24 protein-coding genes and 1 tRNA gene are annotated in these 22,708 nt (G+C 69.4%); 13 read left to right on the forward strand and 12 right to left on the reverse strand.

Annotated features, from left to right (window positions below):
- Positions 1 to 36: 36 nt before the first annotated feature.
- Complete coding sequence (gap, locus tag ACQUQ0_RS10520) at positions 37 to 1,083, forward strand: type I glyceraldehyde-3-phosphate dehydrogenase (RefSeq protein ID WP_435184973.1); 1,047 nt, start codon at positions 37 to 39, stop codon at positions 1,081 to 1,083.
- Between the two features lie 81 nt (positions 1,084 to 1,164).
- Positions 1,165 to 2,388, forward strand: coding sequence for a phosphoglycerate kinase (locus ACQUQ0_RS10525; protein ID WP_435184974.1), 1,224 nt, complete (start codon positions 1,165 to 1,167; stop codon positions 2,386 to 2,388).
- 45 nt (positions 2,389 to 2,433) lie between these two features.
- Here the strand turns inward: ACQUQ0_RS10525 and ACQUQ0_RS10530 are convergent, their stop codons facing one another.
- The 3 genes from ACQUQ0_RS10530 to ACQUQ0_RS10540 form a co-directional block, all read right to left on the reverse strand.
- Positions 2,434 to 3,099 (reverse strand): helix-turn-helix domain-containing protein, encoded by a 666-nt coding sequence (locus ACQUQ0_RS10530; protein WP_435184975.1) that lies wholly within the window; start codon positions 3,097 to 3,099, stop codon positions 2,434 to 2,436.
- Positions 3,100 to 3,243: 144 nt separating this feature from the next.
- Positions 3,244 to 4,620: a glycine cleavage T C-terminal barrel domain-containing protein gene (locus ACQUQ0_RS10535; protein ID WP_435184976.1), complete on the reverse strand. Its 1,377-nt coding sequence runs from the start codon at positions 4,618 to 4,620 to the stop codon at positions 3,244 to 3,246.
- A 7-nt stretch (positions 4,621 to 4,627) separates the two neighbouring features.
- Positions 4,628 to 4,777, reverse strand: coding sequence for a hypothetical protein (locus ACQUQ0_RS10540; RefSeq protein ID WP_435184977.1), 150 nt, complete (start codon positions 4,775 to 4,777; stop codon positions 4,628 to 4,630).
- A 170-nt stretch (positions 4,778 to 4,947) separates the two neighbouring features.
- On the opposite strand from ACQUQ0_RS10540, the gene ACQUQ0_RS10545 reads away from it, so the two are divergent.
- On the forward strand, positions 4,948 to 5,439 hold the full coding sequence (locus tag ACQUQ0_RS10545) for a metallophosphoesterase family protein (RefSeq protein ID WP_435184978.1): 492 nt from the start codon (positions 4,948 to 4,950) through the stop codon (positions 5,437 to 5,439).
- Between the two features lie 7 nt (positions 5,440 to 5,446).
- On the opposite strand, the gene ACQUQ0_RS10550 is transcribed toward ACQUQ0_RS10545, so the two are convergent.
- Both ACQUQ0_RS10550 and ACQUQ0_RS10555 read right to left on the reverse strand, forming a co-directional pair.
- Positions 5,447 to 6,082, reverse strand: a complete 636-nt coding sequence (locus ACQUQ0_RS10550) for a DUF2391 family protein (RefSeq protein WP_435184979.1) — start codon at positions 6,080 to 6,082, stop codon at positions 5,447 to 5,449.
- 87 nt (positions 6,083 to 6,169) lie between these two features.
- Positions 6,170 to 7,240 carry a type II glyceraldehyde-3-phosphate dehydrogenase gene (locus ACQUQ0_RS10555; protein ID WP_435184980.1) on the reverse strand — a complete coding sequence of 357 codons (1,071 nt, stop codon included), beginning with the start codon at positions 7,238 to 7,240 and terminating at the stop codon, positions 6,170 to 6,172.
- A 179-nt stretch (positions 7,241 to 7,419) separates the two neighbouring features.
- Here ACQUQ0_RS10555 and ACQUQ0_RS10560 point away from each other — a divergent pair, with 179 nt between their 5' ends.
- The 4 genes from ACQUQ0_RS10560 (at position 7,420) to ACQUQ0_RS10575 (ending at position 10,796) form a co-directional block, all read left to right on the forward strand.
- Entirely contained in the window at positions 7,420 to 8,379 is a 960-nt protein-coding gene (locus tag ACQUQ0_RS10560; protein WP_435184981.1) for an aminopeptidase, read from the forward strand.
- Between the two features lie 130 nt (positions 8,380 to 8,509).
- Positions 8,510 to 9,169: an HVO_0476 family zinc finger protein gene (locus ACQUQ0_RS10565; protein ID WP_372387605.1), complete on the forward strand. Its 660-nt coding sequence runs from the start codon at positions 8,510 to 8,512 to the stop codon at positions 9,167 to 9,169.
- A 115-nt stretch (positions 9,170 to 9,284) separates the two neighbouring features.
- Entirely contained in the window at positions 9,285 to 9,923 is a 639-nt protein-coding gene (locus ACQUQ0_RS10570; RefSeq protein WP_435184982.1) for a protein-L-isoaspartate(D-aspartate) O-methyltransferase, read from the forward strand.
- Between the two features lie 60 nt (positions 9,924 to 9,983).
- A complete protein-coding gene (locus ACQUQ0_RS10575; protein WP_435184983.1) occupies positions 9,984 to 10,796 on the forward strand; it encodes a protein-L-isoaspartate O-methyltransferase family protein in 813 nt (270 codons plus the stop codon).
- A 7-nt stretch (positions 10,797 to 10,803) separates the two neighbouring features.
- On the opposite strand, the gene ACQUQ0_RS10580 is transcribed toward ACQUQ0_RS10575, so the two are convergent.
- Together ACQUQ0_RS10580 and ACQUQ0_RS10585 are read right to left on the reverse strand one after the other, a co-directional pair.
- On the reverse strand, positions 10,804 to 11,910 hold the full coding sequence (locus ACQUQ0_RS10580; RefSeq protein ID WP_435184984.1) for a pyridoxal-phosphate dependent enzyme: 1,107 nt from the start codon (positions 11,908 to 11,910) through the stop codon (positions 10,804 to 10,806).
- Between the two features lie 9 nt (positions 11,911 to 11,919).
- Positions 11,920 to 12,876, reverse strand: a complete 957-nt coding sequence (locus tag ACQUQ0_RS10585; RefSeq protein ID WP_435184985.1) for a succinylglutamate desuccinylase/aspartoacylase family protein — start codon at positions 12,874 to 12,876, stop codon at positions 11,920 to 11,922.
- A 240-nt stretch (positions 12,877 to 13,116) separates the two neighbouring features.
- Between ACQUQ0_RS10585 and ACQUQ0_RS10590 the strand changes: the two genes are divergently transcribed.
- Positions 13,117 to 13,407, forward strand: coding sequence for a DUF7536 family protein (locus tag ACQUQ0_RS10590; RefSeq protein ID WP_435184986.1), 291 nt, complete (start codon positions 13,117 to 13,119; stop codon positions 13,405 to 13,407).
- Positions 13,408 to 13,431: 24 nt separating this feature from the next.
- Here the strand turns inward: ACQUQ0_RS10590 and ACQUQ0_RS10595 are convergent, their stop codons facing one another.
- On the reverse strand, positions 13,432 to 14,670 hold the full coding sequence (locus ACQUQ0_RS10595; RefSeq protein ID WP_435184987.1) for a potassium channel family protein: 1,239 nt from the start codon (positions 14,668 to 14,670) through the stop codon (positions 13,432 to 13,434).
- A 113-nt stretch (positions 14,671 to 14,783) separates the two neighbouring features.
- On the opposite strand from ACQUQ0_RS10595, the gene citZ reads away from it, so the two are divergent.
- The 4 genes from citZ to ACQUQ0_RS10615 all read left to right on the forward strand — a co-directional run bounded on the left by citZ (position 14,784) and on the right by ACQUQ0_RS10615 (position 17,851).
- The gene (gene citZ / locus ACQUQ0_RS10600) at positions 14,784 to 15,923 is read left to right on the forward strand and encodes a citrate synthase (protein ID WP_435184988.1); all 1,140 of its coding nucleotides are present in this window, start codon (positions 14,784 to 14,786) and stop codon (positions 15,921 to 15,923) included.
- 408 nt (positions 15,924 to 16,331) lie between these two features.
- The gene (gene ilvA / locus ACQUQ0_RS10605) at positions 16,332 to 17,543 is read left to right on the forward strand and encodes a threonine ammonia-lyase (protein WP_435184989.1); all 1,212 of its coding nucleotides are present in this window, start codon (positions 16,332 to 16,334) and stop codon (positions 17,541 to 17,543) included.
- Positions 17,540 to 17,743: a hypothetical protein gene (locus tag ACQUQ0_RS10610; protein ID WP_435184990.1), complete on the forward strand. Its 204-nt coding sequence runs from the start codon at positions 17,540 to 17,542 to the stop codon at positions 17,741 to 17,743. Before ilvA ends, ACQUQ0_RS10610 begins: the two co-directional genes overlap by 4 nt.
- A 27-nt stretch (positions 17,744 to 17,770) precedes the next feature.
- Positions 17,771 to 17,851 (forward strand) — tRNA-Ser (locus ACQUQ0_RS10615).
- Positions 17,852 to 17,932: 81 nt separating this feature from the next.
- On the opposite strand, the gene ACQUQ0_RS10620 is transcribed toward ACQUQ0_RS10615, so the two are convergent.
- The 4 genes from ACQUQ0_RS10620 to ACQUQ0_RS10635 form a co-directional block, all read right to left on the reverse strand.
- The gene (locus ACQUQ0_RS10620) at positions 17,933 to 18,385 is read right to left on the reverse strand and encodes a pyridoxamine 5'-phosphate oxidase family protein (protein ID WP_435184991.1); all 453 of its coding nucleotides are present in this window, start codon (positions 18,383 to 18,385) and stop codon (positions 17,933 to 17,935) included.
- A 110-nt stretch (positions 18,386 to 18,495) separates the two neighbouring features.
- Positions 18,496 to 19,212 carry a sugar phosphate nucleotidyltransferase gene (locus tag ACQUQ0_RS10625; protein WP_435184992.1) on the reverse strand — a complete coding sequence of 239 codons (717 nt, stop codon included), beginning with the start codon at positions 19,210 to 19,212 and terminating at the stop codon, positions 18,496 to 18,498.
- A 78-nt stretch (positions 19,213 to 19,290) separates the two neighbouring features.
- Positions 19,291 to 19,863 (reverse strand): hypothetical protein, encoded by a 573-nt coding sequence (locus ACQUQ0_RS10630; RefSeq protein ID WP_435184993.1) that lies wholly within the window; start codon positions 19,861 to 19,863, stop codon positions 19,291 to 19,293.
- A 25-nt stretch (positions 19,864 to 19,888) separates the two neighbouring features.
- Complete coding sequence (locus tag ACQUQ0_RS10635; RefSeq protein ID WP_435184994.1) at positions 19,889 to 21,805, reverse strand: hypothetical protein; 1,917 nt, start codon at positions 21,803 to 21,805, stop codon at positions 19,889 to 19,891.
- 326 nt (positions 21,806 to 22,131) lie between these two features.
- Between ACQUQ0_RS10635 and ACQUQ0_RS10640 the strand changes: the two genes are divergently transcribed.
- On the forward strand, positions 22,132 to 22,665 hold the full coding sequence (locus ACQUQ0_RS10640; protein WP_435184995.1) for a DUF1102 domain-containing protein: 534 nt from the start codon (positions 22,132 to 22,134) through the stop codon (positions 22,663 to 22,665).
- Positions 22,666 to 22,708 lie beyond the last annotated feature (43 nt).

Here is a 22,708-nt window from a genome sequence, read left to right on the forward strand (position 1 = left end):
CCGGGATTCAAGTAGGAGGAGCGGGTGTACTCGGATATGAGTGAAAAGTATGAAACCGACGCCGCGGCCGACGCCGACGAGACCGTTCGCGTCGCCCTGAACGGCTTCGGGCGAATCGGCCGGAACGTCCTGCGGGCCGTCCGGGCGGATCCCCGCATCGAACTCGTCGGGATCAACGACGTGATGGACTTCGAGGATATGGCCTATCTCGCGAAGTACGACACCGTGATGGGCCGGCTCGACGCGATCGACCGCGACGGCGACACGCTGCTCGTCGGCGACAGCTCCGTCCCGTTGTTCAACGTCCAGAACCCCACCAAACTCCCCTGGGACGACCTCGACGTCGACGTGGCCCTGGAGTGTACCGGCATCTTCCGCACCCACGAGGACGCCTCGGCCCACCTGGAGGCCGGCGCCGACAAGGTCATCATCTCCGCGCCGCCGAAGGGCGAGACGCCCGTGAAGCAGTTGGTCTACGGCGTCAACCACGACATCTACGACGGCGAGGACGTCGTCTCGAACGCCTCCTGTACGACCAACTCCGTGAGCCCGGTCGCGAAGGTGCTCGACGAGGCGTTCGGCATCGAGAGCGGCCTCCTCACCACGGTCCACGCCTACACCGGGAGCCAGAACCTCGTCGACGGCCCGATGGCGAAGACCCGGCGAGGGAGGGCCGCCGCCGAGAACATCGTCCCCACCTCCACGGGCGCCGCGCAGGCGACGACGGAGATCCTCCCCCAACTCGAAGGGAAACTCGACGGGATGGCGATCCGCGTCCCCGTCCCGAACGGCTCGATCACGGAGCTCGTGGTCGACCTCGACGCCGCGCCGGCCGCCGAGGAGATCAACGACGCCTTCCGCGACGCCGCCGACTCGGGCCCGCTCGCGGGCGTCCTGGGCTACACCGACGACGAGGTCGTCTCCTCGGACATCCTGGGGCTGCCGTTCTCCTCGACGGTCGACCTCAACTCGACAAATGAGGTCAACGGCGGCGGCCTCTACAAGGTCCTGACGTGGTACGACAACGAGTACGGCTTCTCGAACCGGATGCTCGACGTCGCCCACTACGTCACTCACGGATGAGTCGCGGCCGAGCCCGATTCGTGCCCCGGACCGGAGCCGATCCGAGTAGCACTAAGTAACACGCCCGCGACACACTCACCGATGTCCACCTCCACCGCCAGCTTCGACACGCTCGACGACCTCGACCCCGGACAGCGCGTCCTCGTCCGCCTCGATCTGAACTCCCCGATCGAGGACGGCGAGCCCCAGGACAACCGCCGCTTCGAGCGCCACGCCGAGACCGTCCGCGAGCTCGCCGAGGCGGGCCACCGGGTCGTCCTGCTCGCCCACCAGGGCCGGCCCGGCCGCGACGACTTCGTCTCGCTCGCCGGCCACGCCGACATCCTCGCCGCCCACCTCGACCGCGAGGTCGCCTTCGTCGAGGACACCTACGGCGAGCGCGCGGTCGACGCCATCGAGGCGCTCGGGGCCGGGGAGGTCCTCCTCCTCGAGAACACCCGGATGTGCGAGGACGAACTGCCCGAGGAAGCCCCCGAAGCGAAGGCCGAGACGGAGTTCGTCCGGGCGCTCGCCCCCCACTTCGACGCCTACGTAAACGACGCCTACTCGGCGGCCCACCGCTCGCACGCCTCGCTCGTGGGCTTTCCGCTGGTCCTGCCCGCCTACGCCGGCCGCGTGATGGAGACCGAGTACGGGGCCAACACCGCCATCGCGTCGAAGGAGTTCGACGGGCGGGTGACGATGGTCGTCGGCGGGACCAAGGCGACGGACGTGATCGACGTGATGGACAACCTCGGCGACACGGTCGACGACTTCCTGCTCGGCGGCATCGCGGGCGAGCTGTTCCTCCGGGCCGACGGCCGCCCGCTCGGCTTCGACCTCGACCCCGAGCAGGACCTCTATGACTCCCAGTGGGAGGCGAACCACGACCTCGTCGAGGGGATGCTCACGGAGCGCCGCGACCAGATCACGCTGGCGACGGACCTCGCCTACGACGACGGCGGCGAGCGCGCGGAGGTCGACGTCGCCGACATCGACGAGAAGGACGTCTCCTACCTCGACGTCGGCACCAGGACGGCGGAGGCGTACGCCGACGTCGTCCGCGACTCCGAGGCGGTCTTCGTGAAGGGCGCCCTCGGCGTCTTCGAGGAGGAGGCGTTCTCGGTCGGGACCGTCACGGTGCTGGAAGCGATCGCCGAGACCGATTGCTTCTCGGTCGTCGGCGGCGGCGACACCTCCCGCGCGATCGGGATGTGCGGGCTGAACGAGGCCGACTTCGACCACGTCTCGATCGCCGGCGGCGCCTACATCCGGGCGCTGACCGGCCAGCCGCTGGCGGGCGTCGAGGCGCTGAAGCGCTCCTGAGCGGCGCACCGTCGGCCGAACACACTCCGAACCACCGCCCCGCCGTCACTCCCGCGTGTCGCCGTCGTCCAACAGGGACGAGGCGATGAGCCGCTTGACGCCGCGCCGGAGGAGTCCGCTCGCTGCGGGCTGGGAGATGTCCAGTTCGTCTGCGACCTCGCCCAGCGTCGCGTCCCGCGGTTCCTCGAAGTAGCCGGTCTCGAACGCGACGAGGAGCGCGTCCCGCTGGCTGTCTGTCAGCCCGGCGTCGGTGTGGCCCAGGCTCGCGTACTCGTTCACGCGCAGGAGCTCGATGTCGATGCCGTGCTGTTGTGCGTACTCCCAGAGGTGGACAAGGTCCGTTCGGTCGGGGATCCACACCGTGAGGATCCACGCGCGCCCGTCGTTCTTCATATCGAGGATGACGCCGTTCGCGGCCGAGATCACCGGCGAGAGGATCTTCGCCTCGTCGGTGTACTCGAAGCTGTAGATCGCCCTCCGGTCCCTGGTTTCGATGACCCGTTCGAACGCGCCGACGGTCCGGTCCATCTCCAGGCCCGCCTCGAACCGGGCGAAGTCGGACGACTCGATGTGGTAGAAGAACTTCCCCGAGGTGGGGTCGGTCCCCGCCTCCGACACCGACTTGACCTTCGAGCTCCGGTCGTGGGCGACCGTCTGCGTCAGCACTATGTCGGGGTGCTCGGCTCGGACGACCGCTTTGACGTCGGCCATAGTTTAGGGGGGAGTCGGACCGCGTCGGACCCGCATCCGCGTCCGACGGCCTCCGCGACAGTCGGCGAGGTCCGACGGCGCCCCGCTACTGGTGTCGTGCCGGTGGCCGCGTGGCGGCTTAACTGAGTCGGTCATCCCTCGGTCTCACTCCGCGTCGTCTCCGGCGTCGTCGCGAGCGTGGAGCTTGGCCTGTTCGCGGGCGCTGGGGTTGACCGACTCCTTGAACGGGACCTCCGCCGTCGTCGCGTAGACGGGCTCGCCGGGCGCTTCGGCGTACTCGTCGGGGAGGTGGACCGCGAACTCCAGATCGAGGTCCGCGTCGTATACCGAGTCGTCGAGCGGGACGTCGGTCGCGGCCTGGAGCGTCTCCGCGGGGACGTATCCGAGGCCGATGTTGGCTTCGAGTTCCGGATTCCACCCCGCCGACGTCACGTACCCGCATTCCTCGCCGGTCTCGGGGTCAGAGATGAGCCAGAAGTCCGACGGCCACTCCAGGATCGGATCGCCCGCCATCTTCAGGCCGACCAGTTTGTGCGTGAACGGGAACTCGCCGTCTTCGATGGCCTCCTTCTGCCGTTCCAGTTCGGCCTTGCCGACGTAGTCGGCGTCCTTGTCGTCGGGGACCTGATACCCGAGGTTGACTTGGAACGGCGAGGTCTCGTGGTCCATATCCTGGCCCAGCGACAGGATCCCGGCGGCGATCCGCCGCCGACCGTTGACCGGCGCCGCGGCGCCGCCGTGGTCTTTGACCGTTTCGAGCACCGGGTTCCACACCGCCTCGGCGTTCGTCGTCGCCTCGCGGACGTAGATCTCGAACCCCGCCTCGCCGGAGAAGCCCGTCTGGCTCACCAACACCGGCACGCCGTCGATCGTCGCCTCCAACAGGCCGTAGTACGGGACGTCCTCGACCGCGGCGTCGATGAGCGACTCGATCACGTCGGGCGACTTCGGGCCCTGGACCTGCATCGGCGAGACGTCGATCTCGTCGATGTCGACTGCGAAGTCGTTGCCGACCGTGACCCCTTGCAGCCACTGCAACAGGTCCGCGTCGGCGATGGAGAACCAGAACTCGTCTTCCTCGGGCCGCAACAGGACGAAGTCGTTGAGGATGCCGCCGTCGTAGTTGCAGCAGATGGCGTACTTGCCGCGCATCGGCTCGATCTCGGTCGCGTCCCGCGTGATGACGTAATTGACGAACGCCTCGGCGTCGGGGCCCGCGACGCGGATCTGGCGCTCGACCGCGACGTCCCACAGCGCGACGTCGTTGACCAGCAGGTCGTACTCGGCTTCCGACCCGCCGTCTTCGGGGTCGATGAACGCCCGCGGGTGGTACATGTGGTTGTACACCGTCGCCTCGTGGCAGCCCTCCTCGACGGAGAGGTGCCAGAAGGGCGACTTCCGGACCCGGGTCGAGATCACGAGATCGACGTCCGCATCGCCCGTCTGCCGCAGATTCCTGGGCACGGTGCGGTCCGACTGGTCGACGTCGGGGAGGTTCGAGCGGTGATTGTGTCCGGACATCGGCGACCTACTTCAGGGGGTCGACACGGTGGCTGAACAGCGTCTGCCAGAGACGCGTGAGGCGATCGGCCTCCGCCGACGGGGGGATCCCGGCGGGGAGGTAGACCGCGGTGTCGGTCGCGCTGTCCCGATCGGTGGCACGAGTGTTCGCTGCCATACGTGAGCCGACGGCCCGCGACTGCATCGGTCTGTAGCTTAATCGTATAACCTTCTTATACCGGGGCGGCTCTCGCCGTTCTCGACGGCCGTAGATCGCCCCGGTCGCATCGAGCGTCGAGGCCGCACATCGCCGAAGCGCTGAAGCGCCCGCCTGCCGAAGCGGGGCCTATGCGAATCGGGTTCTGTTCCGACACTCACGACAACCTCGATCTGGCGCGGAGCGCGGTCGCGACGTTCGAGGACGCGGGCGTCGAGGCGGTCGTCCACTGCGGCGACGTCGTCGCGCCCTTCACCGCCTCGGTCTTCGACGCCGACTTCGCGTTCCACGCGGTCCGCGGCAACAACGACGGCGAGTGGGCCCTGGCCGAGACGATCGACGAGTTCGGCACCTACCACGGCGAGAGCGCCCACCTGACGTTCGACAGCGTCGACGTCGCGGTCTACCACGGGACGAGCGAACGGCTCGTCGACGCGCTCGTCGCCTCCGGGGAGTACGACTACGTGGTCCGCGGCCACACCCACGAGCGGACCCGCGAGGAGCGGGGAGGGACCGTCCACGTCAACCCCGGTGGCCTCCCGTTCCCGGGCGCCGACGACGTCTACCACGTCGCGGTGCTCGACACCGACGGGGAGACCGTGGAGTCAGTGGCGATCGAGTGACTCGCGGTCACGACCCCGGTAGGATGTCGCCGAGCGCGGCGCCGACGCTCATCGGCGCGAACGCGACGACCACGTCCGCCAGGGCCAGCATCGGCGTCGCCCAGTCGACCCGCCCCCACGCGGTCATCACGACGACGGCCGTGACGGCGGAGACGCCGAGCACGCCGACGAGCCGCCGCGGGACGACGCCGAGGAAGGGCTCGTGGATCCGGACGTCCTGGATGTCGGCGACGTAGAGGATGCCGACCACGAGGCCGACCGCGCCGACGACGGTCCCGACGAGCGAGACCGGGTGCGCCGCGAGGTGGTGGCCGACCTCGTTGGTCCCGCCCTCGACGAACATCGGGATGCCGAACAGCACCGATCCGAGGAACGCCTCCGCGAGGTCGGCGCGGTCGAAGCCGCGGATGACGCGGCCGAAGGCGCCGGCCTCGTGCGCGGCGACGACCGCCGCTCTGCGGGCCGATCGGACGCGCTCGCGCTCGGCCGGGGAGTCGACCGTCTCCGCGAGCGCGTCGAACTCCGCGAGGAGCCGCTCCATCTCGTCTGTCGAGTCGGCGGCCGCTTCCGGGTCGCCCGCGGCGGCCGGATCGTCGCCCACGTCGGGGCCGCCGGGCTCGGACGGCGGGTCGTTCGCTGACATACCGGCGGCCACGCCGGGAGCGGTGATAAACGTGGGCGTGGGCGTGGACGCAGAAGGTAAGTGAAAAAAACGCGGGACGCTCCGAGGTCAGTCGTCGGCCGCCTCGGCCTCGACCTGGGCGTCGCCGAAGCCGGAGGGGTCGCCCGAGAGGCCGATGCCGAGCGTCTCGTTCGTGCGCTCGATACTGGTCTCGGCGTCGGCGGCCTCCGCCACCGCGCGGACGGCGTCGACGTTCTCGGGGACGACGTCGGACTCCTGGTGGATCGCCTGGAAGAGATACAGGTCGCGGCCCTCGGTGGCGATCGACTCGCCCCACAGGCAGTTTTCCCAGAGGTCGCCGCGCGGCCGGCCGGCGTCGAGCGCGAAGTCCTTGAGCTTCCCGGCGCCGTCGAGGCCCATCCCCTCGGGGATGACGTAGATCCGGGTCTGCTTGTCGAGGAGCTGGCGGACGTGCGCGGCGGTCACGTCGGATTCGAGCGTGACGTTGAGCGCGTGGACGTGCATCAGCGTCGCCGGCACCTTCAGGCCCATCGTGTCGATCTCCAGGTCGGGGAAGATCGTCTTGACGTCCGGGCCGTGGTGGGAGGGGATCTCGATCGGGTTCGGGAGGATGTCGTTGATCGGGCCGCGGGAGTTCTGGCTCGGGTCGCCGCCCCGGCGGACGAGCGTCGCGCGGACCTTCTCGACGCCGTACTCCTCTTCGAGCGGCGCGACGACGCGCGAGAGCCCAGTCGTGTTACAGGAGACGACGCGGACCGTGTCGGCGCCGTAGGCGTCCTCGTAGTTCGAGCGGGCGTTGAAGCTCGTCTCGGCGACCGTGGCGTCCTCGCCGCCCTGGAAGATCGCGGGCGTGTCGTAGGAGGCGTACAGCGATCGGTTCTCCGCACCGATCCCGGAGGGCGTGGCGTCGACCATCACGTCGGCGTCGGCGACCAGCTCGTCGACGACGCCCGCGATCTCGATCCCCGCGTCCGAGAAGAGCGGGGCGCGCTCGGGGATCGCCGCGTACATCGGATAGCCGCGCTCGACGGCGGTGTGGGCCTCGAAGTTCGGTTGGGTCTTGGCGACGCCGGCGACCTCCATATCGGGCTGGGCGGAGACCGCGTCGGCCACCCGCTTCCCGATCGTTCCGTAGCCGTTGACACCCACTCGTATCATTGCCGCGAAATCTGACGAGCAGACGCATAGTTATTTCGGAGCGCCGGGGCGAGGAATTAATTCCCTGACGAGTAACGCCGGGGATTTTCGCGGACGCGAGTAAGCTCCCGGCGGTCGACCGAGCGCGGCCGATCCCCTCGATGCGAACCCCTAACTCCGCGGAGCGCACACACCACGGTATGTCGAACGACGGACTCGCGGCCGCCGCGACGACGGCGGTCGAGCAGTGTATGGCACTCGGCGAATCGGAGTCCTGCGTCGTCGTCACCGACGACGAGCGCCGGCCCATCGGCGAGGCCCTCTACGAGGCGGCGAGCGCGGTCACGGGCGACACCGTGATCCTCCAGTACCCGCCCGGAGCCCAGCACGGCGAGGAGCCGCCGGGCCCGGTCGCCGACGCGATGGCGGGAGCGGACGTGTTCCTCGCGCCGACGACGAAGAGCATCAGTCACACCCGCGCCCGCGGGAACGCCTGCGAGGCGGGCGCCCGCGGGGCGACGCTCCCGGGAATCACCGAAGACGTGTTCCTCACGGGCCTGGACGCCGACTACGACGCCATCGCCGAGCACTGCCGCGAGGTGCTGGCGCATATCGAAGGCGCCGAGGAGATCCGCGTGACCACGCCGGCCGGCACCGACGTCACCTTCGAGCCCGGCGGCCGCGAGTGGAACACGGACACGGGCATCGTCCACCAGCCGGGCGACTTCTCGAACCTCCCCGCGGGCGAGGTGTTCGTCTCGCCGACGAACGCCAACGGCACCTACGTCGTCGACGGAACGATGCGACCCCACGGCCGCCTCGACGATGGCGAGGAACTCCGCTTCGAGGTCGAGGACGGCTACGTGACCGAGATTTCGGACGACGAGATCCGCGCGCAGGTCGAGACCGCCGCCGAGGAGGTGGGACGGGACGCCTACAACCTCGCGGAACTGGGGATCGGCACCAACGTCGGCGTCACGGAGCTAGTGGGCTCGGTCCTCCTCGACGAGAAGGCCGCGGGGACGGTCCACGTCGCGATCGGCGACGACGCCGGGATCGGCGGCGACACCGACGCGCCGCTGCATCTGGACGGGATCATTCGGGAGCCGACCGTGTATGCGGACGAGGAGGTCGTAGACCTCCCGAATGTCGAGCGGTGAAACCGCGAGACGGCGCGGAAGTGGAGCTTCCGCGATAGGCGAACGACGGGGGCGGCGCCGGGCGAGGGAGTCGCTGGCACGCGACGCCCGGAAGGGCGGACTTTTACGGCGCGACGGGCTATGAGGCCGTATGAGCACGCCACAGGACCGCGTCGCGGCCGACTGTCCCTCCTGTTCGCCCGCCGAGTCGACGGTCCACGAGGTACTGAAGGAGGGCAGCGGCCACCACACCGTCCGCTGCACGGAGTGCGGCCACGTCCACAAGGTCCAGGTCGAATCCGAGACCGAGATCGAACGCGACGTCATCGTCTCCCAGGACGGCGAGTCCTTCGCGACCACCGTTGAGGCGCCGCCCGCGGAGACCGTCGCCGTCGGCGAGGAGTTCATCGTCGACAGCGAGGAGGCCATCCTCCAGGTCCGGATCACCGGCATCGAGGTCGGGCCGGAACAGCGCGCAGACGAGGCGAGGATCGAAGACGTCGACACGCTCTGGACGCGCGCCGTCGACAACGTCGCCGTGAAGGTCACCGTCAACCCCAAGGAGGGCACCGGCGACCGCGAGGACTCCCGGAGCTTCGACCTGCGGGTCCCCGGCGACCACGAGTTCGTCGTGGGCGAGACCGAGTCCTACGGCGACGAGGAGTTCGAGATCAAGGCGATCCAGGTTCGCTCGGACGCGCCGGAGTACCGCCACGGCAAGCTCGACCACGAGGGCGATATGGTCTACGCGAAGGACGTAAAGCGGCTCTACGGCACCGACCAGACCACCACGGCCTGGTCGGCCTGGTAGCATCTAGCACCTCGCTGGCGGAATACCGAGCGGCTGTTCTCCGCAAGCGAAATACCGAGCGGCTGTTCTCCGCAGGCGGCGAAAGAGTCGACCCGCTGGGGCGTGAAGTGCCGCTATGGCCGACGACTACGCCGAGGCGCGGGCGTCGCTGGTCGAACGCCTGCGACGGGGCGGATACGTCGAGAGCGACCGCGTCGCCGACGCGATCGGCGCCGTCCCGCGCCACGAGTTCGTGCCCGAAGCGAGTCGGTCCCGGGCGTACGCCGACCGCCCGCTCTCGATCGGGAACGACCAGACCGTGAGCGCGCCGCATATGATGGCGCTGATGACGGAGCTCCTCGATCCCGACCCCGACGGTCGGGTCCTGGAGGTCGGCACCGGCTGCGGCTACCACGCCGCCGTCACCGCCGAGGTCGTCCCCGACGGCCACGTCTACACGGTCGAGTACGACGCCGAGTTGGCGTCCGAAGCCGAAGCGCGGCTCGATCGGCTGGGCTACGGCGAGCGCGTGTCGGTTCGGGTCGGCGACGGCCGCGAGGGGTGGGCCGAGCGGGCAAGGTTCGACGGCGCGTACGTCACCTGCGCCGTTCCCGACGTGCCCGACGCCCTCCGCGAGCAGGTGCGCCGCGGCGGCCGGATCGTCGCGCCCGTCGGCGACGTCCACCAGGAACTGATCGTCCTCGACGAGCGCGAGGACGGGACGGTCGAGCGCTCCGAGCACGGGAGCGTGCGGTTCGTCCGGATCCGGGGCTAGAAATCCGAGGCCTCCCCCGCGGAGCGTGGCGTTGATTACGACCCGGCCCCGAGGGCGGGTATGGACCCCGAGGACCTGCGCGCGGAGATGGTCGACGGCCTCGAAGAGCGGCTGTCGATCGACGACGCCGTCGCGCTCGCGATGCGGACGGTCCCTCGGCAGTCGTTCGTCGACGAGGCGCCGTACCAGCACCGGGCCGAGGAGCAGGCGGGCACGACGGTGCTCGCGCCCGAGACCGTCGCGCGCCTCCTGACGGCGCTGGAGGTAGTCGCCGACGGCGGACCGGCGGTCGGCGACGCGAGCGGCGAGAACGACGACAGCGACCCCACCGGCGACGTGCTCGTCGTCGGCGCGGGCGTCGGCTACACGGCCGCGCTGCTCGCAGAGATGTTGGACGAGACGCGCGTCCACGCCGTCGACATCGACCGCCGGCTGGTGTACGCGGCGCGCTCGAACCTCGAATCCGCGGGCTACGGCGGCGTCCTCGTCGACGCCCGCGACGGCGCCGACGGCCTCCCCGAGTACGCGCCCTTCGACCGGATTCTCGTGGAGGCGGCCGCCATAGACCCGCCGAGGTCGCTCGTCGACCAGCTCGCGCCGGGCGGCCGGCTCGTCCTGCCACTCGGCGGCCCCGAGCAGTCGCTCGCCGTCGTCGACGACGCGGGCGAGGTGATCGACCGCCGCGGCCCGGTGGCGTTCAAGCCGCTCCTGGTCGAGGGCGAGCAGGGCAGTCGCCCGACGCGGAACCGGACCGTGAGAGAGGACATCGAACGCCAGGAGGCGGACGGCTACTTCGCGAAGACCGGCTGGGAGCAGGAGTGGATCGACTGGGACGAGCAGTTGCAGGGTAGCGGCAGGCGCCGTCGGCGGTAGCGCGGACTCACTGGATTTTCAGGCCGCTGCCCGTGAGCGCGACCACGACGTCGTCGTCGGGCGCGACGGCGCCGCGCTCGCGGTAGGTATCGAGCGCGGCGGGCGCGACCGCGCAGGTCGGCTCGACGTCGAAGCCACGCGACCGAAGGGCCGCGAGCGCGTCTTCCGTATCGAATTCGGGGACGGCGACGGCGTCGCCGCCGCTGTCCGCGATCGCGTCGAGGATCTGGTCCCGCCGCACGGGCTCGCGGATCTGAATGCCGTCGGCGACGTCGTTCCTCTGTCCGTCCCGACCGTGCAGTTCGTCGGCGATGGGCGCGTAGCCGGCGGCCTGGGCGCCGAGCATCTTGGGGAGGGAGTCGATCCAGCCGGCGTCGACGAGCGCGCGGAAGCCGCGGTACGCGCCCAGAAAGAGCGTCCCGTGGCCGAGCGGGGTCACGACGGCGTCGGGCGCCGTCCAGCCGCGCTGGGCGCAGATCTCGTAGGCGACGGTCGCGGTGCCGGCGAAGAACGCGGGGTTCCACGCGTGGGAGGCGTACCAGGCGTCCCCGTTTTCGACGGCGTCGACGCAGGCGGCGGTGACGTCCTCGCGGCTCCCCTCGATCGGGACCGGCGTCGCGCCCGTCCGCTCGATCGCGCGGCGCTTGGCGGGCTTGATCGACGCCGGGACGTAGATCTCGGCGTCGACGCCCGCGCGGGCCGCGTAGGTGGCGATGGCCGCGCCGGCGTTGCCGGAGGAGTCCTCGACGACCCGCTCGACGCCGAGGGCGTCCGCCAGCGAGAGCGTCACCGTCGCGCCGCGGTCCTTGAACGACCCCGTCGGGAAGACGTACTCCGGTTTGAATTCGGCGTCCCATTCGGGCGCGTCGACGAGCGGCGTGAGCCCCTCGCCGAGCGAGACGCGGCGGTCGACGGGGAGGAAGGGCTCGAAAGACCACAGGCCCGCGCGGGTGTCGATCCACGAGTCGGGCGGGCGCTCGGGGAGCGGGTCGGCGGCGCGGTCGGTCGGCGGCGCGGCGACGTCCAGCGGCGCGCCGCAGTCACAGCGCCAGGCGTGCGCGTCGTATTCGCGGCCGCAGGACGAGCACACGAGAGAGGGAAGCGGGTCGGTCATTCGGGCGCCTCAGTAGGTGTCGACGTTGGTGCCGACAGAGCAGACGTACTCGCCGGTCGCGACCTGCGGCAGGCGGCGGGTGCGCCAGAAGACGCCGCTGTTGTTCGCCGTGACGCGGGCCTTCAGCTCGCCGAAGGGGTCCGTGATCTCGAAGAGGAGGTCGCCCGCGCCGACGCGCTCGCTCAGGTCGGCCTCGAAGCGGACGAGCCCGCCGGCGGGCGAGCCGTACTGGTCGAAGCCCTTCGCGCGGGTCTGTCGCTCCGGAGAGGCCGAGCCGGAGAGGAAGCCGTACTCCCGCAGGACGTTGAACACGCCGTCGACGCCGGCCTGGATGCTCTCTTCGTCCCAGCCGACGCAGCCGCCGAGTTCGGGGTCGATCGTCGGGATGCCCTCGTCGGGGCCGGCGCGGGCGAGCTGTCCCTCGGGGCCCTTCTGGTCGAGCACGTAGCCGCAGCCGAAGGTCTTCGCGAGCTGGAGGCACTCGTCGTGGAGGCGGTGGCGGCGCCCGCAGCGGACGCGGACCTCGTCGATCATCCGCGAGGTCGAGCCCTGGTGGAGGTCCAGAATGATATCCGCGCGGGTGGCAGCGTCGAAGGTCGCCGCCGCGATCCGCTCGGAGGACGTCCCGTTGTCGTCGCCAGGATACGCGCGGTTCATTTTCGTGTCGTCGATCGGGTTGCGGTGCTCGGCCACCTGGAAGGCGTGGTAGTTGACGATGCCGACCACCAGGACCGTCCCCGAGAGCTCCGTGGGATCCAGTTGCGGAACGACGCGGCTGACGACGCCGACGCCGTTGAGTTCGTCGCCGTCGGAGGCCGCCTGCATATAGAGGGTCTGGCCGTCGAACGCGCCGTTGATGACCGCACAGGGGAGGGCCACGGTCGTCCCGTCGCGGGCTTCGCCGACCTCGAGACGGCCCGTGTCCATCTCGCCGGGGGCCGCACTCGCCGTGCCGAGTGTCGTCATTACTCCACAGTCGGAGGCACCGGCCTTTAGGGGTTCGGTATACGGCCTTAGCGCCGACCGGACGTTTATATACGATCGGGCGGCCAACGGCCCCGTGATCTGAGGAAGGCCCGCGTCGGGCTGCGGGTGTCCGGCACGTCGGCGCGGGGGAGCGGAGTGCCGGCTGTTCGCTACTCGCGGTCGAGTCCCGGGAGCGGTGGAACCGACGGCGCTTTGCCGACGGCGTCGCTACCACCGCGCGTGAGCGACGAGGTTCCGAACCGACCCCCCAGCGCGGGACTGATCGATACGCTTCGCGTGCCGCGAAACGCCGCGATCGGCGCCAGCGTCGGCGTCGCGCTCGCGCTCGCCGCGTACCTCGCCCGCGTGCTCGAACTGTTCGGCCCCTTCGCCGGCACGCGCGAATACCCCGTCCTCGGACCGGAAGGGTGGTTCCTGCTCCTGGCGTTCGTCCTCGCCACGTCGACGGCGCTGCTCGTGACGTCGGCGCTGACCGCGATCGAGGCGATCAGGCGGGCGCGGGAGCTGTGAGCGGCCGCGCGCTCCCCTCGACCGTCAGCCCTCGAACTCCCGAGCGTCGCCGACGAGTTCGCTGAGCCGCCCGGCGCCGGCTCTGGTCCCCTTGGCGATGATGACGTCGCCGCCGCGGAGCTCCGTCGTCGGGCCGGGCTGGACGACCCACTCGCCGCTGTCGTCGGCGCCGTCGCCGCCCCGCCGAACGGCGATCACCCGCATCCCCGTCTCGGTCTTCACCATCTCCTCGCCGAGCGTCGTGCCCGAGAGCGGCGCGTCCGGGGCGACAGAGAGCCGGACGATCACCTCGTCGGACTCCTCGACGGCGGCGGCGACGACCGGGTGCGCGTCGATCCCGCGGTAGACGCCCTCGCTGATCTCTAAGGCCGCATCGGAGATGACCTCCGTCGCCGACGCGAGGTGGACCAGGCCGCGGAGCTGGACCGGGTCCTCGACGCGGCCCGCCGCGCGGAGCGTCCACGCCTCGAACCGGGACTTCAGGGCATCAACCTCGGCTTCGAGCTCCTTAACCTCCTCGGCGACGCCCTCGCTGTCGAACAGCATCGCGCCGTAGGCGAGGTCGACCGCGAGCTCGCTCATGTCCTTCATCAGCGTGATCGAGTCGACGGCGCGTTCGAGGTCCTCGATCGGCGGCTCGGCCACCGCCGGCGGCTCGTACGGCGTTCCGGTGGCGGTCTCGTAGACCGTCGCGACGCCGTCGTGCGGGCCGCGGAGGAGGAGCGAGTCGCCGGCCTGCAGTTGGCTGTCGGGGCCGGGGTTCGTCAGCCACCGGCGCTTGCCCGTCGCCGACTCACGGCGGATCGCGATGACCCGGACGCCGGTCTCGGTCTCCATATTGATGTCGAGGAGCGTCCGCCCGACGTACGGCGATTCCTCGGCCACGGTCGCGCGCACGAGCGCCTCGACCGCCTCGGGGAGCGACGCTCTGATGGCGTCGGGCATCCCGATGTCTTCGAGGACCACCTTCGCGATGTCGCCGGCGGCGTTCGAGATCTTCTCTGCGGCGCCGATCACGCCGAGGACCGGCGCCAACTGCTCGGCGTCTTCGGGGCTTCGGGCCGACATCAGGAGACTCATCCGCCCCTGGAGCTGGAGGATGTCCATCCGGCCTTCGAGTTCGAGGACCTCGCGGGCGATGTCGTCGCTCCCGTTCAGGACGGCCGAGTACGAGAGGTCGATGAGCAGCTCGGCGGTGTCTTTCATCTCTGCGAGCACCTCCTTGACGCTGACCGGCTCGTACTCGACGTCTTGGAGATCCATACCTCGCCGTTCGCCGCGGGTGACAAAAACGCTTGGTGGTCGAGACGGCCGGGGGGACCAGAATCACCCGTAAACGGTAACGCTTTTTTCACGTGACCGGGAATCGCACAGGTATGTCAGACGACCTGGAGCGCGGGCTGGAAGGCGTCCTCGTCGCCGAGTCGGAGTTGAGCTACATCGACGGCGACGCCGGCAAGCTGGTCTACCGTGGGTACCCGATCGAGGACCTGGCCCGCGAGGCGTCCTACGAGGAAGTCGTCTATCTGCTCTGGCACGACGAACTCCCCGACGCCGAGGAGCTCGCCGACTTCGAGTCGTGGATGGCCGAGCGGCGCGAGCTCGAAGACGAGGTGCTCTCCGAGATCGAGAAGCTCGCCGCGGCCGACGAGGTCCCGATGGCGGCGCTCCGGACCATCGTCTCGTCGCTGTCGGCCTACGACGAGGACGCCGACCACGAGGACGTCACCGACATCGACGCGAACCTCCGGATGGCCTGCCGGATCACGGCCAAGATCCCGACCGCCCTCGCCGCGTTCGAGCGCCTCCGGAAGGGCAAAGAGCCGGTCGAGCCCCGCGAGGATCTGAGCCACGCCGCGAACTTCCTGTACATGCTCAACGACGAAGAGCCCGACGACGTCCTCGCGGAGACGTTCGATATGGCGCTCGTCCTCCACGCCGACCACGGACTCAACGCCTCGACGTTTTCGGCGATGGTGACCGCCTCAACCCTCTCGGACCTCCACAGCGCCGTCACCTCAGCGGTCGGCACGCTCGCGGGATCGCTCCACGGCGGCGCCAACGCCAACGTGATGCGGATGCTGAAGGAGGTCGACGAGAGCGAGATGGACCCCACCGCGTGGGTCGAGACCGCACTAGAGGAGGGCCGGCGCGTCCCCGGGTTCGGCCACCGCGTCTACAACGTCAAGGATCCCCGCGCGAAGATCCTCGGCGAGAAGTCCAAGGCGCTCGCGGAGGCCGCGGGCGACACCAAGTGGTACGACTACTCGGTCGCGATCGAGGACTACATCACCGAGGAGAAGGGCCTCGCTCCGAACGTCGACTTCTACTCGGCGTCGACGTACTACCAGATGGGGATCCCGATCGACATCTACACCCCCATCTTCGCGATGTCCCGCGTCGCCGGCTGGATCGCGCACGTGCTCGAACAGTACGAGGACAACCGCCTGATCCGCCCGCGGGCCCGTTACGTCGGTCTCAAGGACCAGACGTTCCCGCCGCTCGACGAACGGTAACGTCGCTCCCTCGTTTTTTCCGCGCGTATCAACGGTCGTCTTACTCGCCACTGCAAACCGAACGAAGCCGAACGAGCGGCAGATCCGAGCGCCGCCAGCGATCCACGAACGCCGACAGTTCGCGCTGTGATCGCAGCACCGTGAGGAGGTCGGACCGTGTTGAGAGAGCAGACGGAGGACAGACGTCCGGCAGACAATCGTCAGACAGCGGCAGTTGCGTCGCCGCTGTCGGGCGATTTCACTTTCGCCTCGCGTGGGGGATATTTATGTACCTCGCGGCTGCATAGGTAACTGCACGTCACACGCGTGCATTCCCCCCCCTTCCCCCTTTATCCCCTCTGAGCGACGCGACAGGGCCGAGCCCGTGGTCCGACAGTATTAGGCACGACGACGGGAAACTTCGGGCGTATGCTCTCTCTCGCCGACGTCGAAGCGGCGCGCGACCGGATCGCGGACGCGGTCCGGCGGACGCCGCTTCTGTACTCGTTCTCGTTCTCGGAGATGACGGGCGCGGACGTCCACCTGAAACTGGAGACGTTCCAGCGGACCGGCGCGTTCAAGCTCCGCGGGGCGACGAACCGGATCGCGACGCTCTCGGAGGCCGAGCGCGAGGCCGGCGTCGTCACCGCGAGCGCGGGCAACCACGCCCAGGGGGTCGCGCTCGCGGCCACCCGCGCGGGCGTGGACTCGAAGATCGTGATGCCCGAGCACGCGCCGATCTCGAAGATCGAGGCGACCGAGCGCTACGGCGGCGAGGCGGTGCTCCACGGCGCGGACTACGACGAGGCGCAGGCGCGGGCCCACGAGATCGAACGCGAGGAGGGCCGGACCTACGTCCACGCGTTCGACGACGAGACGGTGATGGCCGGCCAGGGGACGATCGGCCTGGAGATCGTCGAGGACTGCCCCGAGGTCGGCACCGTGGTCGTGCCCGTCGGCGGCGGCGGGCTCATCGCGGGCATCGCCACGGCGGTGAAGGCCATCGACCCCGAGATCCGCGTGGTCGGCGTTCAGGTGGAGGGCGCGGCGTCGCTCCCGCAGTCCTTCGAGACGGGCGAGATCCACGAGCTCGACGCCGTGAACACGATCGCCGACGGGATCGCCACCCGGAAGGTCGGCGAGAAGCCCTTCGCCGTGATCAAAGAGCGCGTCGACGAGGTCGTGACCGTTACCGACGAGGAGACCGCGGTGGCGCTGACCTACCTCCTCGAACGCTCGAAGACGCTCGTCGAGGGCGCCGGGGCGGTCCCGCTGGCGGCAGTCCTCTTCGAGGCGTTCGACTACGAGGACGGCGAGACGATCGTCCCGGCGCTCTGCGGCGGCAACATCGACACGAATCAGCTGACGACCGTGCTCGTGCGCGGCCTCGTCGAGACGGGACGGTACCTGAAGATCCGGACCGTGCTGCGCGACCGCCCGGGCGCGCTCGATGACCTCGTCGAGATCATCTCCGAGCGGCGCGCGAACATCTACGCGATCCAGCACGACCGGACCTCCCGCGACGTCGCGATGGACGAAGCGGACGTCGAGATCGACATCGAGACCCGCGGCCACGACCACATCGACGAGCTCCTCTCGGCGCTCCGCGAGGCGGGCTACGAGGTCGAGGTGCTGGCGTGACCCGAACGAGATCGGCGCTCCTCTGGGGGCTCGTGGGCGCGTTGGCGTTCCTGGTCCTCGTGCAGGCGTACCGACTGGTCGCGGGATCGCTCGGTCTCGATCTCCTCTCGGGGGCCCTCCTCGCGCTCCTGGTCGGTGCCGTGGTCACGGCGATCGCGTACGTCGCCGAGCCGCGACTTGCGACGAAAGGAAGGACTTAAACGGCGCAGTAGGGTAGTTCTGACCGAGCCGGGATGGCCGAGTGGTAAGGCGCACGCCTGGAAAGCGTGTTCCCTCTGGGATCCAGGGTTCAAATCCCTGTCCCGGCGCTTTTTGAGCCGCAATCCCCGCGAGGCGTCTCGGCGCCGAGCGGACGCGTTGCGGCGCGAAACTGACGAAATCAGGAATCGTCACTCCGTCCCGACCGCCCGCCCGGTCTTCTCCTCGACGTCGAGCGCCCAGACCTGGGGATTCTCCCGGACGTCGACCTCGGTGAGGAGCTCGGGCCGGAACGCGTTGTCGGCCATCGCCTCGCGCGCGGCGTCCCACTCGTCGGCGGAGATGCGCTCGAACGGCCCGGAGACGATGGCGCTCCGCCACCCCCTATCGGCGTCGACGTCGAGGACGAGGAAGCTCACCACCGCCGACTCGTCGGCGTAGGTCATCTTCTTCCACTGCTCCGAGTAGCCGACGAACACGAAGTAGAGCCGGTCGTCGCCATCGTAGCCGAACGAGAGCGGAATCCCGTAGGCCCGCTCCCCGTCGGCCATCGAGAGCACGCCGTACCCGCGCTCTTCGAGCAGTCGATCGACCGCCGAGTCGTCCATTCGCGCGCCCTGAATCGGCTGGAAGTCGGTCGCCATAAGATCGTATTGAACATCACCCAATAAATAGCATAATTCGATTTTCATTCGCGTGGAAATACGCGAATATCGAGGTCGTTCAGATTCGGATATTCATATAGAGACGACGATCAGTCGATTCTGTCGAGCAGTCGCTCCGCGCGCTCGACGTCCGCTTCGGTGTTGACGTTCACCTTCCGGCCCTCGAACGGGACCGTCTCGACCCTGTATCCGGCGCGAACGAGCAGATCGATCGCGTCGGCCAGTTCGTACTCGCCGCGCGAGGAGGGCCTGACGAGCCGGCACGCGTGGAAGACCGCCGGCGGGAGGACGTAGAACGCGGCCGGGGCGTACCGCGACGGCGGATCGTCGGGCTTCTCCACGAATCCGGTGACGGTTCCGTCTTCGTCGAGTTCGCACACGGCGCCCGCTCTCGCGGTCTCACGCGAGACCTCGTGGACCGGGACGGTGAGATCTGCGTCCGTCTCTCGGTGTCGGCGGAGCACCGTATCGAGATTCCCGGCGTAGACGTTGTCGCCGTTCAGAACCGCGAAGTCGGCGTCGACCTGGTCCGCCGCCGCGAGGACGGCGTGCGCCAGCCCGGTGCGCTCTTCCTGGTGGGCGTATCGGAGGTCGAGGTCGCGGTAGGCGTCCCCATAGCGGTCGACGATCGCCTCCTTCTCGTAGCCGACGACCACGACCGCCTCGTCGACCCCCAGGTCGCGCACCGTCTCGAAGCAGCGGGTGAGGATCGGCGCGCCGGCGACCTCCACGAGCGGCTTCGGTATCTCCGCGGTCCGCGGGCGGAGCCGCGTGCCTTCGCCCGCGGCGAGAATGACGGCCTTCATCGTCGGGGTCGTCGATCGGAGGGCCCTCGGGCACTCGGATCTGTCGATCCATCCGATGGGAGCGGGGAGGGGGCGGCCTCAGCAGGCGCCGTCGTCATCGTCGTTGTCGTCGTGGTCGTCTCCATCGTCGTTGTCGTCGTAGTCGTCGTCATCGTCGTCATCGTCGTCATCACCGTCATCGCCGTCGCCGTCGCCGCCGGACTCGTCGACGTACGTCGGCACGCGCTCGCTGGCGGTGACGACCAGGCCGCCGTCCAGTTCGGCGGTCACGGTGACGTCGACGGCGTCGGCGCCGGACCGGACGCCGACGACAGAGACCGTCCGGCTGTCGCCGGAGTCGAGATCGAAGACGTACTCGGTGCCGCGGTCGGCGCCGTTCGGAGCCAGGAGCGATCCGCCGCCGGACTCGGTGAGCCGGACGGTGACGGTCGCGGACTGGGCCCCGTTGTTTCGGACGGTGACGAGCGGCGCCGAGCAGCGGACCGGCACTTCGGCGGCCGGCTCGATGCTGACGACCGCTCGGTCGGGGGCCGCGACGCCGACGCGGGCGTCCCGGACCTCGTCGATGACGCCGAAGCCGCCCGAGGGGACCGCCAGGAGCGCGAAGGCGACGAGCACGACCGCGACCGCGAGGGGCTTACCCGGGGTCACGGCGCCTCACCGCCGCGGCCGCGCCTCACTGGACGCTCCCGGACTGCGGCGAGCCCTGGACCGTGAGGCCGTTCGTGTTGCCGCTCAGCGCGAGGGTGTCGTCGCGGTCGGCGATCTCGACGCCGGCGACGCGAAGCGTCGCGCCCGACGACGAGAACGTGAGACGGAGATCCGTTCCCGCATCGAAGCGGGCCTCGCGGGTGGCCGAGTCGCCGAGGTCGGCGCGGTCGTCTACCTTGAGTTCGATCTTCCCGTGGGCGGTCACCGTCGCGCCCGCGGCGTCGAAGTCGCCGCCGCCGTTGCGGTCGGCGAAGAGTTCGACGGAACTGCCCTGAGAGGTGACGTCGGCGTCGAGGAGGCCGAGCGCCTCGCCGTGGAGCTTCACGGCGTGGAGGGCAGAGAGGGTCGCGCCGTCGGCGTCGATGTCGGCGTCGCCGTTGTCGTTGGCGAGAAGCTTGACCGATCCGCCCTGCGAGGTGACGGTGGCCCCGTCCGCACTGATCGCGCCGGCGTGGAGCTTCACGGCGTGGAGCGCCGTGACCGTCGCGTCGTCGACGGTGATCGGATTGCCGTCGTTCCCGTTGCCGTTGGCGAGGAGTTCGACGGCGCCGCCCTGGGAGACGAGCGTCGCGTCGGCCGCGCTGATCGCGCTCCCGTGGAGCCGCACGGCGCCGTTGGCGGTGATCGCCGTGCCGTCGACGGTGACGGCGTTGTCGTCGTTCCCGTTGCCGTTGGCGAGGATCTCGACGCTTCCGCCCGTCGCGGTGAGGTCGATCGACGACGTGACCTTGACCGCGTGGAGCCTAATCGACGACGCCTGGAGCGCCCCGCCGGCGACGTCCCTGGGGATCACGAGGTTGACCCGGTCGTTGAAGTCTTCGAGCTCGCCCGCGGTGTAGGTCTCTTCGCCCGCGTCGTAGACGAGGTCGTCGTCGTCGTCGGCGTACGCCAGCCCGCCCTGCGGGCCGGGGTCGTACGGGTACGGATCCGTCGCGTCGCCGACGCGGTCGCCGTCGCTGTCGGTGTCGCGGTAGTTGTCGACGCCGTCGCCGTCGCCGTCGTCGGTGCCCTCGGCGGCGTCCCCGAGGCCGTCGCCGTCGCTGTCGAGGTCGAGGGCGTCGATGACGCCGTCGCCGTCGGAGTCGACCTCCCAGCCGGGCGCGAGGCCGTCGGCGCTGGCGCCGCGGGTGGTCTCGATCCCGTCGCTGATGCCGTCGCCGTCGGAGTCGGCGTCGTTCGGGTCGGTGCCGATGGCGGCCTCGGTGCTGTCGTCGATGCCGTCGCCGTCGGCGTCGCCGGAGCCGGAGCCGCCGTCGCCGCTTCCGTCACCCGAGCCGTCGCCCGATCCGGACCCCGAGTCGCCGTCGCCGCAGACGACGCTGGTGGTCGGGGCGTCAGTGCCCTCGACGGTCGCGCTCGCGTGGATGGAAAGCGAGTCGAGGAGCGTCTCGTCGGCCGCGGTGAGCCCGGTGGAGTCGATCTGGAGGCTCACGACGAGCGTCTCGCCCGGCGCCAGCCGGACGGCGTTCTCCTCAGTCTCGATCGACTTCACGCCGTTTTCACACCGCAGGGCGGTGGTGGCCGCGCCCCCGCCGAAGGTCGGATTGTAGAAGGTGACCCGCGGCGCGCCGCCGTCGCCCTCCGTCACCCAGACCGCGACCGGCTGAGTCCCCTGATTCGTGACGTTGAACACCCCGGGGATGGTGGTCTCGGCGTCGGCCGGGATGGCGTCCAGTTCGAGCTGGATCATACCCTGAGAGACCGGCGCGTAGGCGCCGTTCGGCCCGCTGTGGGGCGTCAGCTGCACCAGCGCGTTCGCGTCGCCGGCGATGCCGACCGACGCCGTGCGGTCGGCGGCGACCGTGGTGAACGCGCCGCTCCCAGTGACCAGACCGATGGCCACGACGACAACGGCGAGAGAGATGAGTTTGGGACCGGCCATATGTAGGGGACAGAAGGCGTGATAGCTATTTAGTTAGCCCCCCCTACCCGGGGAAATCTTGCCGCTGAGGCGCGATAACGTCCCATTATTCGATTAGCGGGAAGGTCTCCAACGGTCGGAAACGGCCACTACACCCCTCATACGGGTGTTCGGACGGGCGTCCGGACCTCGGCGAACGTCCGAAAACACCCGAAATCGGCGGAATCTGGCGGTAGGACGCCCTAACGCGGCGTTAGAGCGGTCTTACAAAGACCCTATAGATCGTTGAGAGAAACGAGCCCGGTCCCTGGCCGAGACGGCTGTGGCGGGCACGGAGACGAAAACACATGAAACTCCCAAAAGGAAAGTTACTCGCACTGGTCACGATCGTCGCGGCGCTCGGAGTCGTCACCGCGACGGGGGCGTTCACCACCGTGTCCGCCGATCGGACGGCCGAAGTCAGCGTCGCCGGCGACAGCTCGGCGCTGCTGGCGCTCAATCCCACGAGCGGCTCGAACGGTGGCGCGTACGCGGCAGAGGAAAACGGGCTGTTCCAGATCACCTTCGGCGAAAGCATCGGTAGCGGCGTGAACATAGAGGCCCAGACCGACATCCAGGACGTCTTCACCATCACGAACCAGGGGACCCAGAACGTCTCGATCTCCATCAACGACACGGGCGATCACCCCGACGCGGTGACGTTCTACAACGTCAGCGTGGACGGCGAGAAGGCCACCACGAGCGCCTTCGAGGACGGCGACTACTACCTGGACAGCGGTGAGACCGTGACCGTCAGCATCTACGTCGACACCGCCGGTCTGGACGTGGATGACGAGGACTTCCTCATCGAGACGATCGAGATCAAGGCTGACGCCGTCTAGTCGTAGCCCGTCTTCGGCCGGGGACGAAAACGGTATCTCTCCG

Source organism: Halobellus sp. EA9 (assembly GCF_051195055.1).
In the GTDB taxonomy this organism is placed as follows: Archaea; Halobacteriota; Halobacteria; order Halobacteriales; family Haloferacaceae; genus Haloquadratum; species Haloquadratum rubicundus.